Origin of the sequence: Azonexus hydrophilus, assembly GCF_905120355.1 — a bacterium.
Lineage (GTDB): Bacteria > Pseudomonadota > Gammaproteobacteria > Burkholderiales > Rhodocyclaceae > Azonexus.
Genome location: NZ_CAJHOB010000001.1, coordinates 24,142 through 40,781, shown reverse-complemented (window position 1 = coordinate 40,781; position 16,640 = coordinate 24,142). Strand labels below are relative to the sequence as shown.

General features: G+C 59.8%; 18 protein-coding genes. 17 read left to right on the top strand and 1 reads right to left on the bottom strand.

Annotation, left to right across the window (positions count from 1 at the left end):
- From JYJ39_RS00185 to JYJ39_RS00105, 17 genes are all read left to right on the top strand, one after another.
- Positions 1–771 (top strand): S-methyl-5'-thioinosine phosphorylase, encoded by a 771-nt coding sequence (locus JYJ39_RS00185; protein ID WP_205200954.1) that lies wholly within the window; start codon positions 1–3, stop codon positions 769–771.
- Positions 772–1,017: 246 nt separating this feature from the next.
- Positions 1,018–1,761: a 30S ribosomal protein S2 gene (gene rpsB, locus JYJ39_RS00180; RefSeq protein WP_205200951.1), complete on the top strand. Its 744-nt coding sequence runs from the start codon at positions 1,018–1,020 to the stop codon at positions 1,759–1,761.
- Positions 1,762–1,823: 62 nt separating this feature from the next.
- Positions 1,824–2,720 carry a translation elongation factor Ts gene (gene tsf / locus JYJ39_RS00175; protein ID WP_205200949.1) on the top strand — a complete coding sequence of 299 codons (897 nt, stop codon included), beginning with the start codon at positions 1,824–1,826 and terminating at the stop codon, positions 2,718–2,720.
- Positions 2,721–2,748: 28 nt separating this feature from the next.
- Positions 2,749–3,471, top strand: a complete 723-nt coding sequence (gene pyrH / locus JYJ39_RS00170; protein ID WP_205200946.1) for a UMP kinase — start codon at positions 2,749–2,751, stop codon at positions 3,469–3,471.
- 9 nt (positions 3,472–3,480) lie between these two features.
- Positions 3,481–4,038 carry a ribosome recycling factor gene (frr, locus tag JYJ39_RS00165; protein ID WP_205200944.1) on the top strand — a complete coding sequence of 186 codons (558 nt, stop codon included), beginning with the start codon at positions 3,481–3,483 and terminating at the stop codon, positions 4,036–4,038.
- 12 nt (positions 4,039–4,050) lie between these two features.
- Positions 4,051–4,815, top strand: a complete 765-nt coding sequence (gene uppS, locus JYJ39_RS00160) for a polyprenyl diphosphate synthase (RefSeq protein ID WP_205200942.1) — start codon at positions 4,051–4,053, stop codon at positions 4,813–4,815.
- Positions 4,808–5,638, top strand: a complete 831-nt coding sequence (locus JYJ39_RS00155) for a phosphatidate cytidylyltransferase (protein ID WP_205200940.1) — start codon at positions 4,808–4,810, stop codon at positions 5,636–5,638. The genes uppS and JYJ39_RS00155 overlap by 8 nt, the downstream gene beginning before the upstream one ends.
- Positions 5,635–6,819: a 1-deoxy-D-xylulose-5-phosphate reductoisomerase gene (gene ispC, locus JYJ39_RS00150; protein WP_205200938.1), complete on the top strand. Its 1,185-nt coding sequence runs from the start codon at positions 5,635–5,637 to the stop codon at positions 6,817–6,819. Before JYJ39_RS00155 ends, ispC begins: the two co-directional genes overlap by 4 nt.
- Before the next feature lie 2 nt (positions 6,820–6,821).
- Positions 6,822–8,192 (top strand): RIP metalloprotease RseP, encoded by a 1,371-nt coding sequence (gene rseP, locus JYJ39_RS00145; protein WP_205200935.1) that lies wholly within the window; start codon positions 6,822–6,824, stop codon positions 8,190–8,192.
- Positions 8,192–10,471 carry an outer membrane protein assembly factor BamA gene (gene bamA / locus JYJ39_RS00140; protein WP_205201430.1) on the top strand — a complete coding sequence of 760 codons (2,280 nt, stop codon included), beginning with the start codon at positions 8,192–8,194 and terminating at the stop codon, positions 10,469–10,471. The genes rseP and bamA overlap by 1 nt, the downstream gene beginning before the upstream one ends.
- A 17-nt stretch (positions 10,472–10,488) precedes the next feature.
- A complete protein-coding gene (locus JYJ39_RS00135) occupies positions 10,489–10,986 on the top strand; it encodes an OmpH family outer membrane protein (RefSeq protein ID WP_205201428.1) in 498 nt (165 codons plus the stop codon).
- Entirely contained in the window at positions 10,986–12,026 is a 1,041-nt protein-coding gene (gene lpxD / locus JYJ39_RS00130) for a UDP-3-O-(3-hydroxymyristoyl)glucosamine N-acyltransferase (protein WP_205200933.1), read from the top strand. The genes JYJ39_RS00135 and lpxD overlap by 1 nt, the downstream gene beginning before the upstream one ends.
- Positions 12,027–12,047: 21 nt before the next feature.
- A complete protein-coding gene (fabZ, locus tag JYJ39_RS00125; protein ID WP_240189480.1) occupies positions 12,048–12,482 on the top strand; it encodes a 3-hydroxyacyl-ACP dehydratase FabZ in 435 nt (144 codons plus the stop codon).
- Position 12,483: 1 nt separating this feature from the next.
- Positions 12,484–13,254: an acyl-ACP--UDP-N-acetylglucosamine O-acyltransferase gene (gene lpxA, locus JYJ39_RS00120; protein WP_205200931.1), complete on the top strand. Its 771-nt coding sequence runs from the start codon at positions 12,484–12,486 to the stop codon at positions 13,252–13,254.
- Positions 13,255–13,257: 3 nt separating this feature from the next.
- Positions 13,258–14,406, top strand: coding sequence for a lipid-A-disaccharide synthase (lpxB, locus tag JYJ39_RS00115; protein ID WP_205200929.1), 1,149 nt, complete (start codon positions 13,258–13,260; stop codon positions 14,404–14,406).
- A complete protein-coding gene (gene rnhB, locus JYJ39_RS00110) occupies positions 14,394–14,984 on the top strand; it encodes a ribonuclease HII (RefSeq protein ID WP_205200927.1) in 591 nt (196 codons plus the stop codon). Before lpxB ends, rnhB begins: the two co-directional genes overlap by 13 nt.
- The gene (locus tag JYJ39_RS00105) at positions 14,981–15,760 is read left to right on the top strand and encodes a TrmH family RNA methyltransferase (RefSeq protein ID WP_205200925.1); all 780 of its coding nucleotides are present in this window, start codon (positions 14,981–14,983) and stop codon (positions 15,758–15,760) included. The genes rnhB and JYJ39_RS00105 overlap by 4 nt, the downstream gene beginning before the upstream one ends.
- Here the strand turns inward: JYJ39_RS00105 and galU are convergent.
- The gene (gene galU, locus JYJ39_RS00100) at positions 15,751–16,623 is read right to left on the bottom strand and encodes a UTP--glucose-1-phosphate uridylyltransferase GalU (RefSeq protein ID WP_205200923.1); all 873 of its coding nucleotides are present in this window, start codon (positions 16,621–16,623) and stop codon (positions 15,751–15,753) included. The genes JYJ39_RS00105 and galU overlap by 10 nt on opposite strands.
- Positions 16,624–16,640: the final 17 nt, after the last annotated feature.

Sequence of the window (16,640 nt, the reverse complement as noted above, 5' to 3'; positions counted from 1 at the left end):
ATGCTCGCAATCATCGGCGGCAGCGGCCTGACCACGCTGTCCAATCTCGACGTATCGCACCGTGAAGTGGTGCGTACACCCTTCGGAGAACCTTCCGGCGCCCTTGTGTTTGGCCAGATCTGCGGCCACGCGGCGGTATTCCTGCCGCGCCATGGCTATGGCCATACCATTGCGCCGCACGCCGTCAATTATCGCGCCAACATCTGGGCGCTGCAGCAGGCGGGCGTCAGCGGCATCATTTCGGTGGCCTCGGTGGGCAGCATCCGTCCCGATCTCGATCCGGGCGACCTGATCGTTCCCGATCAGATCCTGGACTACACCTGGGGGCGCAAGGCGACCTTTTTCGACGGCCCGGGCACGCCGGTGCGCCATGTCGATTTCACCATGCCCTACGATGCGGCGTTGTCGCAGCGCATCGTTGCGGCAGCAAAAAATCTCGATATTCCCGTGCATGTGGGGGGCGTCTATGCCGCGACGCAAGGTCCGCGCCTGGAAACAGCGGCGGAGATCAACCGCTACCAGCGCGATGGCGCTGACGTCGTCGGTATGACCGGCATGCCGGAAGCCGTACTGGCTCGCGAAATGGAGATTCCTTACGCGGCCATCAACCTCGTCGCCAATCATGCCGCCGGTCGCGGCAGCAGCAGTGCAGGTATTCATTTCGAAAGCCTGGAGCAGGTGCTGCATGAAGCCATGGGGCGGGTGCGCAGCATCATCGAGGAGACCGTTGGGTGCAATGATGCCTGCTCGGTTGCGGAGGGGACGGTATAAGTCGTCCGGTCGGAAGCGGGGGGCACTGTTTGACTGATTCATGAAATTCGGTTTGGGCTCTCGTTTCTCTTGGTTTTTTTGCTATAATCCGCCGGTTTTTCTCGGCCAAAATCTGGTCGGCTAAAACGACAGCCGGTATTGCCGGCTGTCAAATTCCATGCCTCCGCTGTTTAAGGGTGTCCGTCAAAACTCAAAGAAGACGGGCGTTTGCGGCGGGTGGCGGTCAACCCTTAAAGGAGTTTTAGAATGTCCGTAACCATGCGCGATATGCTGGAAGCTGGTGTCCACTTTGGTCACCAGACCCGTTTCTGGTCCCCGAAGATGGCCCCCTATATCTTCGGTGCACGCAACAAGATTCACATCGTCAACCTCGAAAAGACGCTGGCCAAGTACAACGAAGCCATGGCTTTCGTGAAGAAGCTGGCAGGTAATCGCGGCAACATTCTCTTCGTTGGTACCAAGCGCCAGGCGCGCGAAATCGTCGCTGAAGAAGCGCAGCGTGCGGGTGCTTCCTTTGTCGATCAGCGCTGGCTGGGCGGCATGCTGACCAACTTCAAGACGGTCAAGACTTCGATCAAGCGCCTGAAGGACATGGAGCTGGCGGTAGAAGCCGGTGACCTGGAAAAAATGTCGAAGAAGGAAGCGCTGACCTTCCGTCGCGAACTGGAAAAGCTGCAAAAATCCATCGGCGGCATCAAGGATATGGGCGGCCTGCCGGACGCGATTTTCGTGATCGACGTCGGTTACCACAAGATTGCCATCACCGAAGCCACCAAGCTGGGGATTCCGGTGATCGGCGTGGTTGATACCAATCACTCGCCGGAAGGCATCGATTACGTGATTCCGGGTAACGATGACTCGTCGCGCGCGATTCAGCTCTACGCCCGTGGCGTCGCCGACGCCATCCTGGAGGGCCGCACCCTGGCCGTGCAGGAAATCGTCGCTGCCGGTGACGACGAATTCGTCGAAGTCGAAGAAGCAGCCGAGTAATTCAGGCAACAGTCAGGCGGAGCAACAGGCTCCGCCTGCTTTATCAGCACAGGAGAAACAATATGGCGGCAATTACCGCAAGCATGGTGGCTGAACTGCGCGGCAAGACCGACGCGCCGATGATGGAATGCAAGAAAGCTCTGACCGAAGCCGATGGCGACATGGCCAAGGCAGAAGAAATTCTGCGCGTCAAGCTGGGTAACAAGGCCAGCAAGGCGGCAGCGCGCATCGCAGCGGAAGGCATCGTGGCGATCAGTATTTCGGCAGACGGCAAGACCGGCGCCATCATCGAAGTCAATTCCGAAACCGATTTCGTGGCCAAGAACGACGAGTTCATTGCGCTGGCCAACGGTTGTGCCGCTTTGGTGGCCGACAAGAATCCGGCCGACGTGGCGGCTCTGTCGGCGCTGCCGATGGGCGAGGGTACGGTCGAATCCACCCGCGCTGCGCTGGTGGGCAAGATCGGCGAGAACATGAGCATCCGCCGTTTCGTGCGCCGCACGGCGCAAGGCAAGCTGCTGTCCTACATTCACGGTGGCGCCAAGGTGGGTGTGCTGGTTGACCTGGTCGGCGGTGACGATCAGCTGGGTCGCGACATCGCCATGCACATCGCTGCGTCCAAGCCGCGCTCGCTGGATGCTTCCGGTGTGCCGGCCGAACTGCTCGACGCCGAGCGCCGTGTGGCGATCGAGAAGGCACGCGAAGCCGGCAAGCCGGAAGCGATGCTGGACAAGATTGCCGAAGGCACCGTGCAGAAATATCTGAAGGATGTGACCCTGCTTGGCCAGGTGTTCGTCAAGGCGGAAGACGGCAAGCAGACCATCGAGCAGCTGCTGAAGCAGAAGGGCGCCAGCGTCGCCGGCTTCGAGCTGTTCCTGGTCGGCGAAGGCATCGAGAAGAAGGTTGACGATTTCGCCGCTGAAGTCGCTGCCCAGGCCGCTGCGGCTGCCAACAAGTAAGCTGAAACATATCGCCAAGGAAGCCCCGATGACTGCCGCTGTCTCCAAGTACAAACGCATCCTGCTCAAATTGTCCGGTGAAGCCCTGATGGGTAACGATGCCTACGGGATCAACCCGCAGGTGATCACCGACATTTGCCAGGAAGTGAAGGCGGTGGCAGAACTCGGGGTGGAAATTGGCGTCGTGATCGGCGGTGGCAACATCTTTCGCGGCATGGCCGGTACGGCGACCGGGATGGATCGCGCCACTGCAGATTACATGGGGATGCTGGCCACGGTGATGAATGCCATGGCGCTCTCCGACAACATGCGTCGCATCGGGCTCGATTCGCGTGTGCAATCGGCCCTGAATGTCGAGCAGGTGGTCGAGCCTTACATTCGCGGCAAGGCCATTCGCTATCTGGAAGAAGGCAAGGTGGTGGTGTTCGGTGCAGGCACCGGCAATCCTTTCTTTACCACCGATACCGCAGCCGCCCTGCGCGGTTCCGAAATCGGCGCCGACATCGTTTTGAAGGCGACCAAGGTGGACGGGATTTATACGGCCGATCCGAAGAAGGATCCTGGCGCCACGCGCTATGACCAGATCAGCTTCAACGAAGCCATCGCGCAGAATCTCGCGGTCATGGATGCCACTGCTTTTGCACTGTGCCGCGACCAGAAATTACCGATCAACGTGTTCTCCATTTTCAAGCCGGGTGCCTTGAAGCGCGTCGTATGCGGTGAAAATGAAGGCACGCTGGTTTATTGCTGAGGAAAAGTGATGATTGCCGAACTCAAGAAAACCGCCGAAGCAAAAATGCTCAAAACCCTGGAGGCGCTGAAAGCCGACCTCCTCAAGATTCGTACCGGGCGTGCCCATGCCGGTTTGCTCGACCACGTCCAGGTCGATTACTACGGCTCGATGATGCCGGTGAATCAGGTCGCCAACATCACTCTGGTCGATGCCCGTACCCTGGGTGTACAGCCGTGGGAAAAGAACATGGTGCAGAAGGTTGAGCGCGCCATCCGCGACTCCGATCTGGGCCTCAATCCGGCGACGCAGGGTGACCTGATCCGGGTGCCGATGCCGGCGCTGACCGAAGAACGGCGCAAGGAAATGATCAAGGTAGTGAAGAATGAAGGCGAAGGGGCCAAGGTGGCGATCCGCAACTTGCGCCGCGATGCCAATACGCACCTGAAGGATGCCGTCAAGAAGAGCGAGATTTCGGAAGACGACGAGCGTCGTGCCCAGGATGAGATCCAGAAGCTCACCGACAAGAACATCGCAGAAGTAGACAAAATGCTCGCCGCCAAAGAGGCCGAGCTGATGCAGATCTGATCGACGCCCTGCATGGGGATTTTTTCCAGTTCGACGCGGGAAATTCCGTCCGCGCCAGAGGTTCCCGGGCACATTGCGGTCATCATGGACGGCAATGGGCGTTGGGCAAAGAAACGTTTCCTCCCCCGCGTGGCAGGACATGTCAAAGGCGTCGAACTGGTGCGCGAGCTGGTGCGTGCGTGCCTGGAACGCGGAGTCGGTTACCTCACCCTGTTTGCTTTCTCCTCGGAGAACTGGCGGCGGCCGCTGGAAGAGGTCAGTCTGCTCATGCAGCTGTTTGTCAAGGCGCTGGAGCAGGAGGTCGAGCGCCTGCAGCGTCATGGCGTGCGCCTGCGGGTGATCGGCGATCTGTCGCGTTTCGAGCCACGGCTGCAGACTTTGATCCGGCAGGCGGAAGAAGCGACGGCAACAAATACCGCCCTGCATCTGAGCATTGCAGCCAATTATGGTGGCCGCTGGGACATCCTGCAGGCAGCGAACCGTCTGGCGGTGGCAGAGCCGGAGAAGATTGGACAATGGACGGAAGCCGATCTCGAACCCTATCTGTCCATGGCCTTCGCGCCGGAACCGGATTTGTACATCCGCACCGGCGGTGAGATGCGGGTCAGTAATTTCCTGCTGTGGCAGATGGCCTATACCGAGTTTTATTTCACGCCGACCCTGTGGCCGGAATTCGACCGCGTCGAATTTGACCGTGCCATCGCGTCCTACCAGCAACGCGAGCGCCGTTTCGGGCGCACCAGCGAACAGTTGAAGGAACCTTCGTCACATGCTTAAGACCCGGGTCATCACTGCCCTTGTACTGGTTGGGGTGCTGCTGCCCAGTCTGTTCTGGCTGCCACAATCAGCTTGGGCCCTGCTGACGGCGGCCGTGATTGGTGTGGCGGCTTGGGAGTGGGGCGCGCTGCTGGGTTGGCAGCAGGGCGCACGTCGCCTGTTGGGCGGGGTAACCGCGCTGATTTGCGTCGGTTTGGCGCAAGTCGCTCCTGCCGCGCTGGGTATCGGTACTTTTGCGCCCGCTGCGCCGTGGGTGGTTGCGCTCTACACCCTTTCGGTTGTCTTCTGGATATTTCTCATCCCGCTCTGGCTCAATCGTCAGTGGCGTCTTTCCAGCCTGGCCGGTCTCCTGGTCGGGGCGGTCGTGTTGTTGCCGACCTGGCTGGCGCTGGTGCAGCTGCGCGCCGTGCATCCGGGAGTTTTGCTGGCAGTGATGGCATTGGTGTGGATGGCGGATATCGCGGCCTATTTTGCTGGCCGGAAATTTGGCAGGAACAAGCTGGCGCCCAGCATCAGTCCGGGGAAGACGCAGGAAGGCGCGCTCGGTGCGTTTATCGGTGTCATGCTCTACGGCTTGGTGATCGGCCATTTCCTGCTTGCTGGCAAAGTGCCACTCACCGCCTGGATGCTGGCGCTGGTGCTGGCAACAGCGGTCAGCATCATCGGTGATTTGTTCGAATCCCTGCTCAAGCGTAAAGCAGGGATCAAGGACAGCAGCAACATCCTGCCCGGGCACGGAGGGGTGCTCGATCGTATCGACAGCCTGACCTCGACGCTACCGTTGGCGGCACTGGCCTGGCTCGCCTTTCTCCACCACGCATGAAACCACAACAGATTACCGTTCTTGGTTCGACCGGATCGATTGGCGGCAGCACGCTCGATGTGATTCGTCGTCATCCGGAGCGGTATCAGGTGTTTGCGCTGTGTGCGCAGCGCCAGGTGGACAAGTTGTTTGCCCAATGCCGCGAATTCATGCCGCGTTATGCCGTGCTGGGTGCGCCGGATAGTGCCGCTGAATTGGCGTCCCGGTGTCGCGCGGCGGGCTTGTCGACTGAAGTCCTGTACGGAGAGGCCGCGCAAATCGCCATTTCCACCGCGCCTGAAGTCGATGCGGTGATGGCGGCCATCGTCGGCGCGGCCGGTCTGGAACCCACCCTGGCGGCGGCACAGGCAGGCAAGAAAGTGTTGCTGGCGAACAAGGAAGTGCTGGTCATGGCCGGCGAGTTATTCATGCATGCCGTACGCCAGCACGGCGCCAGCCTGTTGCCGGTCGACAGCGAGCACAATGCCATTTTTCAGGCGCTGCCTGCCGATTTCTCCGCCGGCTTGTCGGCCTGCGGCGTGGACAAGATTCTCCTGACCGCTTCCGGTGGGCCATTCCGTGCGACGCCGTTGGCGGATCTCGAGAATGTGACACCGGAACAGGCCTGTGCGCATCCCAATTGGGTCATGGGGCGCAAGATTTCGGTCGACTCGGCGACCATGATGAACAAGGGGCTTGAGGTCATCGAAGCGCACTGGTTGTTTGCCGCGCCACCGGAGATGATTCAGGTCGTAGTGCATCCGCAGAGCGTGATTCATTCTGCCGTGCAGTACGCCGATGGTTCCGTGCTGGCGCAACTGGGCAACCCCGACATGCGGACACCGATTGCCTATGCGCTGGCGTGGCCGGAGCGGATTGCTGCGGGCGTGGTGCCGCTTGATCTGTTTGCCATTGGTCGCCTCGATTTCTATCCCCCTGATTTTTCCCGTTTCCGTTGCCTGCAGCTGGCCTATGATGTGCTGTGTGCGGGGGGGACGGCCCCCGCCATTCTCAACGCAGCCAACGAAATGGCGGTGGCTGCCTTTCTGGAAGGACGGCTGGGCTTTCTCGATATCGCGCGCATCAACGAGGGGGTGTTGGCTGCCTTGCCGGCGGCGCCGGAAGGTAGCCTAGATGATGTGCGGGCAGCCGATACGGCAGCAAGGCGCCTGGCCGCGACATTGATTGCACAGCGAGGCTGAGTATGGGGCAGTTCCTTTTTTACGCAGCCGCATTCATCGTTGCCTTGGGCATACTGGTGGTCGTGCATGAGCTGGGGCACTTTCTGGTAGCGCGCTGGTGCGGGGTGAAAATCCTGCGCTTTTCAGTTGGATTCGGCCCGGTGCTGTGGCAGCGCCGGTATGGCGTCGATCAGACCGAGTGGGCGGTAAGTGCGATTCCGCTCGGCGGTTACGTCAAGATGCTCGATGAGCGCGAGGCCGTGGTTGATGAGCACGAAGTGGCGCGGGCCTTCAACCGGCAGTCGGTAGGCCGGCGCAGTTTGATCGTCGTTGCCGGACCGCTGGCAAATTTCCTGTTGGCGATTTTTCTTTACTGGGGTGTGTTCATGCTCGGCAGTGACGAATTGTTGCCGATCCTGGGCAATCCGCCCGTTGATACTCCGGCGGCGGAAGCAGGCATTCTGGCCGGTGAGCAGGTGCGCAGTATCGATGGCGAACCGGTGGTCAGCTGGAGCGATCTGCGCTGGATTTTGCTGCATCAGGCCATGAACAAGAAGGAAGTGACCCTGGACGTGGTGAATGCCCGGGGTGAAAGCAGTTTGCGGCGCCTGGCACTGGATCGGGTGGATGATGACGGCTGGGAAGGCGATGTGCTGGCCCGGCTGGGGGTGCAGTTCATTGGCCCTGATCTGCCGGCAGTGATTGGCACAGTTGCGGCTGACACACCGGGCGCGCGTGCGGGTTTGCAGGCGGGGGACCGGGTGTTGGCGGTCGATGGCAAGGCCGTGGTCAACTGGTATCAGTTCGTGCAAGTGGTGCGCAAGTCACCGGGTAAGCAGTTGAAGCTGCAAATGGAGCGGCAGCGGCGCTATTTTGTAGCGGCCGTGACGCCGGAAGAGGTTTATGAACGCGGCCTGCGTTTTGGTCGCATTGGCGTCGCGGTCGCGCAAAGTCCGGAGGGTGAGCGGGCTTTGCGCAGTTTTGTTCGTTACGGTCCTCTTGCCGCAGCCGAGAAAGCCTTGCGTGAAACTTGGGAGAAGTCCTGGTTTTCCCTGGCCATGATCGGCAAGATGCTGATTGGCGAGGTCTCCTGGAAGACCCTTTCGGGCCCGGTGACTATCGCTGATTATGCCGGCCAGTCGGCGCGACTAGGGCTGGACTATTACATCAAGTTCATGGCCCTGATCAGTATAAGTCTGGGGGTCCTCAACCTGTTGCCCATCCCGGTGCTGGATGGGGGGCATTTGGTGTATCATGCCGTCGAAGTTATTCGTGGTAAACCGCTCTCATTGCGGGTTGTGGCCTTGACGCAGCAAATCGGCATGGCCATTCTTTTTGCATTGATGGCCTTTGCACTTTTCAACGATTTCACTCGCCTGTTTGGCGATTCATGATGAAAAAAACCCTGCTGCCTGTCCTGATCGCCGGTTTGTTTGCTTTGCCCGCAGCGGCTTTTGAGCCGTTTGTCGTGAAAGACATCCGGGTCGAAGGTATTCAGCGTACGGAAGCCGGTACCGTATTCAGCTATCTGCCCGTCAAGGTGGGCGATACCCTGAATGACGACAAGGCCGCGCAGGCTATCAAGGGGTTGTTCGCCACCGGCTTCTTCAAGGACGTACGCATCGACGTTGAAGGCCAGGTCATGGTGGTGATCGTGGAAGAGCGCGCAGCGATTTCCTCGATCAATTTCGTGGGCCTCAAGGAATTCGAAAAAGACGCCATCATCAAGGCCTTGAAGGAAGTGGGGATTGCCACCGGGCGCATCTTCGACCGCTCGTTGCTCGACAAGGCCGAACAGGAACTCAAGCGCCAGTATCTTTCGCGCGGCAAATACGCGGCACAGATCACCACGACGGTGACCCCGCTGGAGCGCAACCGGGTCGGCATCAACTTCAATATTGTCGAAGGGGATGCGGCCAAGATCCGCCAGATCAACATCGTTGGCGCCAAGGCGTTCAAGGAAAAGGAACTGGTCAGCCTGTTCGATCTGACGACGCCGGGCTGGCTGACCTGGTATACCAAGAACGACCAGTATTCGCGGCAGAAACTTGCGGCGGATCAGGAAAAGCTGAAATCCTTTTACCTTGATCGTGGTTACCTGGAATTCAACGTCGAGTCGACGCAGGTTTCCATTTCGCCGGACAAGCGCGACGTTTTCATCACCCTCAACATCAAGGAAGGTGAGCGATTCCGCGTGGCCTCGATCAAGTTGGCCGGCGATACCTCAATTCCCGAGGCTGATCTGCGCAAGTTGGTCAGCGTGCGTCCAGGCGAGGTGTTCTCGCGCGAGAAGCTCAATCAGTCCACCAAAGCCATTACCGATCGCCTGGGCGCCGAAGGTTATGCCTTTGCCAACGTCAACGCCGCCCCGGAAATCAATTCGGAAAAACGTCTGGTCGATTTCACCATTTTCATCGATCCTGGCAAACGGGTGTACGTCCGCCGCATCAACGTTACCGGTAATACCCGTACCCGCGATGAAGTGGTACGGCGTGAAATCCGTCAGATGGAAAGTGCTTGGTACGACGCCGAGAAGATGCAGAATTCGCGCGAACGCATCGACCGTCTCGGCTTCTTCTCCGAAGTGACGGTCGATACGCCGCCAGTGGCAGGGACCAGCGACCAGCTTGATGTGAATGTGAATGTGGTCGAAAAACCGACCGGCAACCTGATGCTGGGGGCGGGTACTTCGAGTACCGACAAACTCATCCTCTCCGGTGGCATCTCGCAGAGCAACTTCATGGGCAGTGGTAACAACGTGTCCATCCAGGTCAATACCGCCAAGTCCTACCGCACTTATTCGCTTTCCTATACCAATCCGTATTTCACGCCGGATGGTGTCAGCCAGGGCTTCGACATTTATCACCGGACGACAGATACCAGTTCCACCAATATTGCCGATTACAAATCGTCGTCCACTGGCGGTGGCATCCGTTTCGGCTTCCCGATCAGCGAGACGGAATCCTTCTCGTTTGGTCTGGCAGCGGATTCGACTTCGATCGATACCTTCGACGAAAGCCCGGCGTACTACAAGAAGTACGTCAAGGAATTTGGCCGGACCAATACCTCCTTCCCGCTGACCCTAGCCTGGGTCAGCGATTCGAAGAATAGTTTCTTCTTCCCGTCGAAGGGGACCTACCAGCGCGCCAGTTTTGAAATTGCCCTGCCGGGCGGTGACCTGAAATATTACCGGGCTGGCTACCAGGTGCAGCAGTACTTCCCGCTGAGCAAGCGGTTCACCCTGATGCTGGCCGGTGAGGTGGGCTACGCTGACGGTTATGGCAATAGCGAAGGGCTGCCCTTCTTCAAGAATTACTACGCCGGCGGTATCGGCTCGGTGCGCGGTTACAAATCGAGCACCCTGGGGACCATCAATACCCTGGAAGGCGAAGATCGTCTGGGGGGGAACCGCAAAGTCATCGGCAACGCCGAGTTGTTGTGGGCCTTGCCCGGGCTTGAGAACACCGCCCGGCTGGGTGTGTTCTTCGACGCTGGTCAGGTGTATGCCGCGAAGGATAAACTCGACGCGGGCGAACTGCGTTATTCGGCGGGTGTGACAGCTGCCTGGATGTCGCCGGTTGGCCCATTGAAATTCAGCATCGGTACGCCCTTGAACAAGAAGAAGGGCGACGAGGCAGAAACCTTCCAGTTCCAGCTGGGAACTACTTTTTAAGTCAGGAGTTACTTGTGTTGAAAGTTAAAGCGCTTGTTCTTGCATCCTTGCTCGCCACCGTGGGTGTGGCTCAGGCGGCCGAACTGAAGGTGGGTTATGTCGACACCCAGCGGATTTTCCGCGATGCGCCGCTGGCGCAGAAAGCCGGCAAAAAACTGGAAAGCGAGTTTTCCAAGCGTGACCAGGAATTGCAGCGCATGGCCAAACAGTTGCAGGGCATGCAGGAGGCGCTGGAAAAGAACGCCGTGACCATGTCGGAAAACGAACGGCGCAGCAAGGAGAAGGAATTTGGCGATCTGTCGCGCGAATTCCAGCGGCGTCAGCGTGAGTTCCGTGAAGATCTCAACCTGCGCCAGAACGAGGAAAACGCAGCCGTGATCGAACGGGCCAACCGTGCCATCAAGCAGATTGCCGAAAGCGACAAGTTCGACCTGATCTTGCAGGATGTGGTGTGGGTCAGTCCGCGTCTGGATATCACCGAACGCGTCATCAAGGCCTTGTCGGACGGTAGATAATGACGGCACCGAGCTCGCAGTCGTGGACGCTCGCCGAAATCGCCGCCCGCCTGGGCGGCGATGTGCATGGGGACCCGCAAACACGCATTTCCCGGGTGGCCACCCTGGCGGGTGCGGGGGCGGGAGACATCAGTTTTCTCGCCAATCGTAAATACAAATCGCAATTGCAAGGCTGCCAGGCCGCTGCGGTGATTCTGGCGCCTGATGCCGCCGATGGTTTTGCCGGTGCGCGCATTGTCACGACTAATCCTTACGCCTACTACGCACGTGTCGCGACCTTGCTCTATCCGGCCCGTGCCGGCTTCAGCGGTGTCCATGCCAGCGCTGTCAGCGCGTCGGAACTGCCAGCCAGCGTAGCCGTCGGGCCGCATGTCGTGATCGGTCGCAATGTGCAGCTGGGCGAAAATGTCGTCATTCACGCCAATACCGTGATCGGTGACGGGGTAACGATCGGTGCCGACAGCATCATCTACCCCAATGTGACGGTCTACGCCGGGTGTACCCTGGGCGCGCGTGTCATCATCCACTCCGGAACGGTGATCGGTGCCGATGGTTTTGGCTTTGCTCCCGATGGCCGGACCTGGGTGAAGATTCCGCAAATCGGTGCGGTGACGATCGGCGACGACGTCGAGATCGGTGCCAACACCACCATCGACCGTGGCGCCCTCGAGGATACGGTGATTGGCGAAGGCGCCAAGATCGACAATCTGGTGCAGGTCGCACACAACTGCCAGATCGGTGCCTACTCCGTGCTGGCCGGCTGTACCGGCATTGCGGGCAGTGTGACCCTGGGCGAGCATTGCATCGTCGGTGGTGCCGGCATGATTTCCGGGCACGTGACATTGGCACCGGGAACGACCATTTCCGGCGGTTCGCTGGTGATGAAGAGTATCAATCAGGCGGGCCTATATACCAGCGTCTTCCCGCTCGATAGTCATGATGAGTGGGTGCGTAATGCGGCCCACATCCGCCGCTTGTCGAAACTGGCCGAGCGCGTTGCGGAGCTGGAAAAGAAACTGAAAACCATTGAAAACGAATAACCGGGGTTTGCAACCATGTTGATGGACATTCACGAAATTCTCGCGCACCTGCCGCATCGTTATCCTTTCCTGCTGGTGGATCGGGTGCTGGAAATCGAACCGAACAAATCGATTCATGCCTACAAGAACGTCACCATCAATGAACCCTTCTTCGTGGGTCATTTTCCGCATCATCCGGTGATGCCCGGCGTGCTGATCATGGAAGCGCTGGCGCAGGCCGGAGGCATCCTGGCCTTCAAATCGCTGGGCGAAAAACCGGCACCGGACACGGTCTTCTATTTTGCCGGGCTTGATGAAGTGCGCTTCAAACGACCGATCCTGCCGGGTGATCAACTGCATCTGCACGTTGAAGTCGAGCGCCAGATGCGTGGTGTCTGGAAGTTCAAGGGTGAAGCACGGGTGGACGGGCAGATTGCCGCCGAAGGCAAGCTGATGTGTGCTAAGCGGGATCTCTGACATGATTCATGCCACTGCTCTGGTTGATCCTGCGGCGCGCTTGGGCAGCAATGTCCGTATTGGCGCCTATTCCATCATCGGCCCGCATGTCGAAATCGGTGATAACACCGAGATTGGCCCGCATGTGGTGATTCAGGGCCATAGCCGGATTGGTCGCGACAACCGCATCTTCCAGTTCTGTTCCCTGGGTGAAGTGCCGCAGGACAAGAAATACGCGGGCGAGCCAACCCGTCTGGAAATCGGTGACCGCAACACCATCCGCGAATTCTGCACCTTCAATCTGGGGACGGCGCAGGACAAGGGGGTGACCCGCATTGGCGACGACAACTGGATCATGGCCTATGTGCATATCGCTCACGATTGCCAGGTCGGCAACAAGTGCACCTTCGCCAACAATGCTTCCCTGGCGGGCCACGTGACGGTTGATGACTGGGCCATTCTGGGGGGGTTTACCGGGGTGCACCAGTTCTGCCGCATCGGTGCGCACGTGATGACGGCGGTCAGTACCGTGATCCTGCAGGATGTACCACCGTACTTGATGGCGGCAGGCAATACCGCCCAGCCGTATGGCATCAATGTCGAAGGCCTGAAACGGCGCGGCTTCTCAGCCGACGCGCTGTTGTCCCTGAAGCGGGCTTACCGCACCCTCTACAAATCCGGTTTGCGCCTGGAAGAAGCGCGCGCCAAGCTGGTCGAGGCGGCGCAAACGCAGCCTGAAATACAGTTGTTCGTCGATTTCCTGGACCTTTCCAGGCGCGGCATCATCCGCTGAACCATGAGCAACCCGTTACGTATCGCCCTGGTGGCAGGCGAAGCCTCCGGGGATTTGCTGGGTGCGCATCTGATCGCGGCGCTCAAGGCGAAATTGCCCGGTGCCATCTTCTACGGCATCGGCGGCCCGCGTATGGAAGGGCAGGGCATGACCTGCTGGTGGCCGATGGGCGAGCTGTCGGTGATGGGGTACTGGGATGCGCTGAAAAATTATCGGCGCATTGCCGGTATCCGCCGTCAGCTGAAAAAACGCTTGAAAAGCGAGCGTCCGGACATCTTCATCGGCATCGACGCGCCGGATTTCAACCTCGGCCTGGAAGCCAGCATGAAGGCAGCCGGCGTGCCGACCGTTCATTACGTTAGTCCATCTATCTGGGCGTGGCGTGGCGGGCGCATCCATAGCATCGGGCGTGCGGTCAACCGCGTGCTGGCGCTGTTTCCGCTGGAACCGCCGCTCTATCAAAAAGAAGGCATTCCCGTCACCTATGTTGGCCACCCGCTTGCCGACAGCATTCCGCTGACAACGGACCGCCTGGCGGTGTGCGAAAAGCTGGGCTTGCCCAAGACGGTGCCGATGTTTGCCCTGTTGCCGGGCAGCCGCCGTGGCGAGTTGGAAACCATGGCGGACACTTTCATTCAGACGGCCCGTCTGATCCGCGAACGCTACCAGCCGCAGGCGCAGTTTGTGGTGCCGCTGGCGACCCGGGAAACCCGCTTGCAGTTCGAGGCGGCAATGTACCGGCAGCAGGCTGCCGACATTCCCTTTCGCCTTCTGTTCGGCCATGCTCAGGATGCCGTCGGTGCCGCGCATGTGGCACTGATTGCGAGTGGTACGGCCAGCTTGGAAGCCGCCTTGATCAAGCGGCCGATGGTGATCACCTACAAGATTGCGAAATTTTCCTATTGGTTGATGAAACGGATGGCCTATCTGCCTTACGTTGGCCTGCCCAATGTTTTGTGCGGACGTTTCGTGGTGCCGGAAATCCTGCAGGATGCGGCGACGCCGGAAAATCTTGCCGAAGCACTCAACCAACTGTACGTCGACAAGGAAAATTCGGCAGCAATCGAGGCGGCCTTTACCGACCTGCATTTGCAATTGCGGCAGAACACGGCGGAAAAGGCGGCGCAGGCGGTGCTGGAATGTCTGCGTTGATCGTTCCTGAAGGGCTCGTTTGCGGCGTTGATGAAGCGGGCCGTGGACCGCTGGCGGGGCCGGTGGTGGCGGCGGCGGTGATTCTCGATCCGGCCCGGCCGATTGCCGGGCTGAACGATTCGAAAAAACTCTCGGCGAAAAAACGCATGGCGCTGGCCGGCCTGATCCGTGAGCGGGCGCTGGCCTGGGCAGTCGCCGAAGCCAGCGTCGAAGAAATCGACCAGTTGAACATCCTGCATGCCAGCATGCTGGCCATGCAGCGGGCAGTGGCCGCATTGCAGGTCACGCCCGAGCGCGCCCTCATCGATGGCAACCGCTGTCCCTCACTCGCCATACCGGCAGAAGCCGTGGTGCAGGGTGACGCCAAGGTGGCAGCGATCGCGGCGGCGTCCATACTCGCTAAAACCGTACGCGACGAGGGGATGCTGGGGTTGCATGCGCAATATCCGCACTACGGTTTCGACCGGCATATGGGTTATCCCACCGCCGCACACTGCGCCGCACTGGCGGCGCACGGCGTGTCGCCCGTGCATCGCCGTAGCTTTGCGCCGGTGGCTCGGCAATTGTCGCTGCTATGAAAGAAATCCACTCGCGCGACAACGCCTTTTACAAAGGGCTGAAAAAATTAGCGGACTCAGCGCGCGAGCGTAAGAAACGCGGACAGACCCTGCTCGATGGTCTGCACTTGGTGCAAACCTGGGAGCAGCAGCGGGGTGCGCTGGATACGCTGATCGTGGCTGACAGCGCGCGGCAGAATCGGGAAATTGCAGCTTATCTCGGCACCCGACCGGTGACTGTGCTCAGTGACGTCCTGGTGCGCGAACTGGGTCTGGTTGATACGCCGAGTGGCATCCTTGCTTTGGCCCCGATTCCCGAACCGGAACTGCCGCCTGATACGGCAGCCGATGCCTTGTTGCTCGATGGGGTGCAGGACCCCGGCAATCTGGGTACCCTGTTGCGGACTGCAGCGGCAGCGGGGGTGCGGCAGGTGTTGCTCAGCGCGGCATGTACTGCGCCGTGGTCGCCCAAGGTCCTGCGGGCCGGGCAGGGAGCGCATTTCCTGCTGGCAATCCATAGTGACGTCGATTTGTTGGGTTTCATGCGCGACTTTCGCGGCAGTACGCTGGTGACCAGCCTGGACGATGCGCATTCCCTGTACGAAGCGAACTGGAGTGCACCGGCAGCCTGGGTGTTCGGGGCTGAAGGTCAGGGGGTGCGGGCCGAGTTGCTTGCGGCGGCGCAGCAGCGGCTGCGCATTCCCATGCCAGGCGGCGTTGAATCGCTGAATGTCGGTGCCGCGGCGGCGGTTTGCCTGTTCGAGCAGGTGCGCCGCCGTCTGGCGGTTCAGTCCTGAGTGCGCGCCTGCAGCCAGGCAGAAAATTCACGGCCAACTTCTGCGTGCTGCTCCCCCAGGTCGACGGTGGCCTGCAGGAAGCCGAGCTTGCTGCCGCAATCGTAGCGGGTACCGTGGTAGCGGTAGGCGAATACCTTTTCCCGGCGTAACAGACGGGCGATTCCATCGGTCAGCTGGATTTCGCCGCCCACGCCGCGGGGCAGGTTGGCCAGTTCGTCGAAAATCCCGTGCGTCAGAATGTAGCGACCGGCAACCGCCAGTGTCGTCGGCGCATTTTCCGGAGCCGGTTTTTCGACGATGCCGTCGACATCGACCAATTCTTCATTGAGCGTGTCGCCGCTGACGATCCCATAACGCTTGGTATGTTCGCGTGGCACGTCTTGCACCGCGAGAATGCTGGCGCGCCATTCGCTGTATTGCTGCACCATTTGCGCCATGACCGGCGGCTCGCCGACCATCAGGTCATCTGCCAGCAAGACGGCAAAGGCTTCCTTGCCCACCAGTTCGCGCGCGCACAGCACGGCATGTCCAAGGCCCAGGGCGCGCGGTTGGCGTACGTAGGTGCAGATCATGTCGTCCGGGGCAATGCTGCGGGCAATGGCCAGCAGTTCGGTCTTGCCGGCGCGTTCGAGTTCGTTTTCCAGTTCGTAGGCGGTGTCGAAATGGTCTTCCACACTGCGCTTGGTCCGCCCGGTGACGAAAATCATCTGGCGGATGCCGGCGGCGTAGGCTTCTTCCACCGCGTACTGGATCAGCGGCTTATCGACCACCGGCAACATCTCCTTGGCGGATGCCTTGGTGGCCGGGAGAAAACGGGTGCCGAGACCGGCAATGGGAAAAACGGCTTTGGTGATTTTAGGCATGTTTTGGCGAGGGGTTG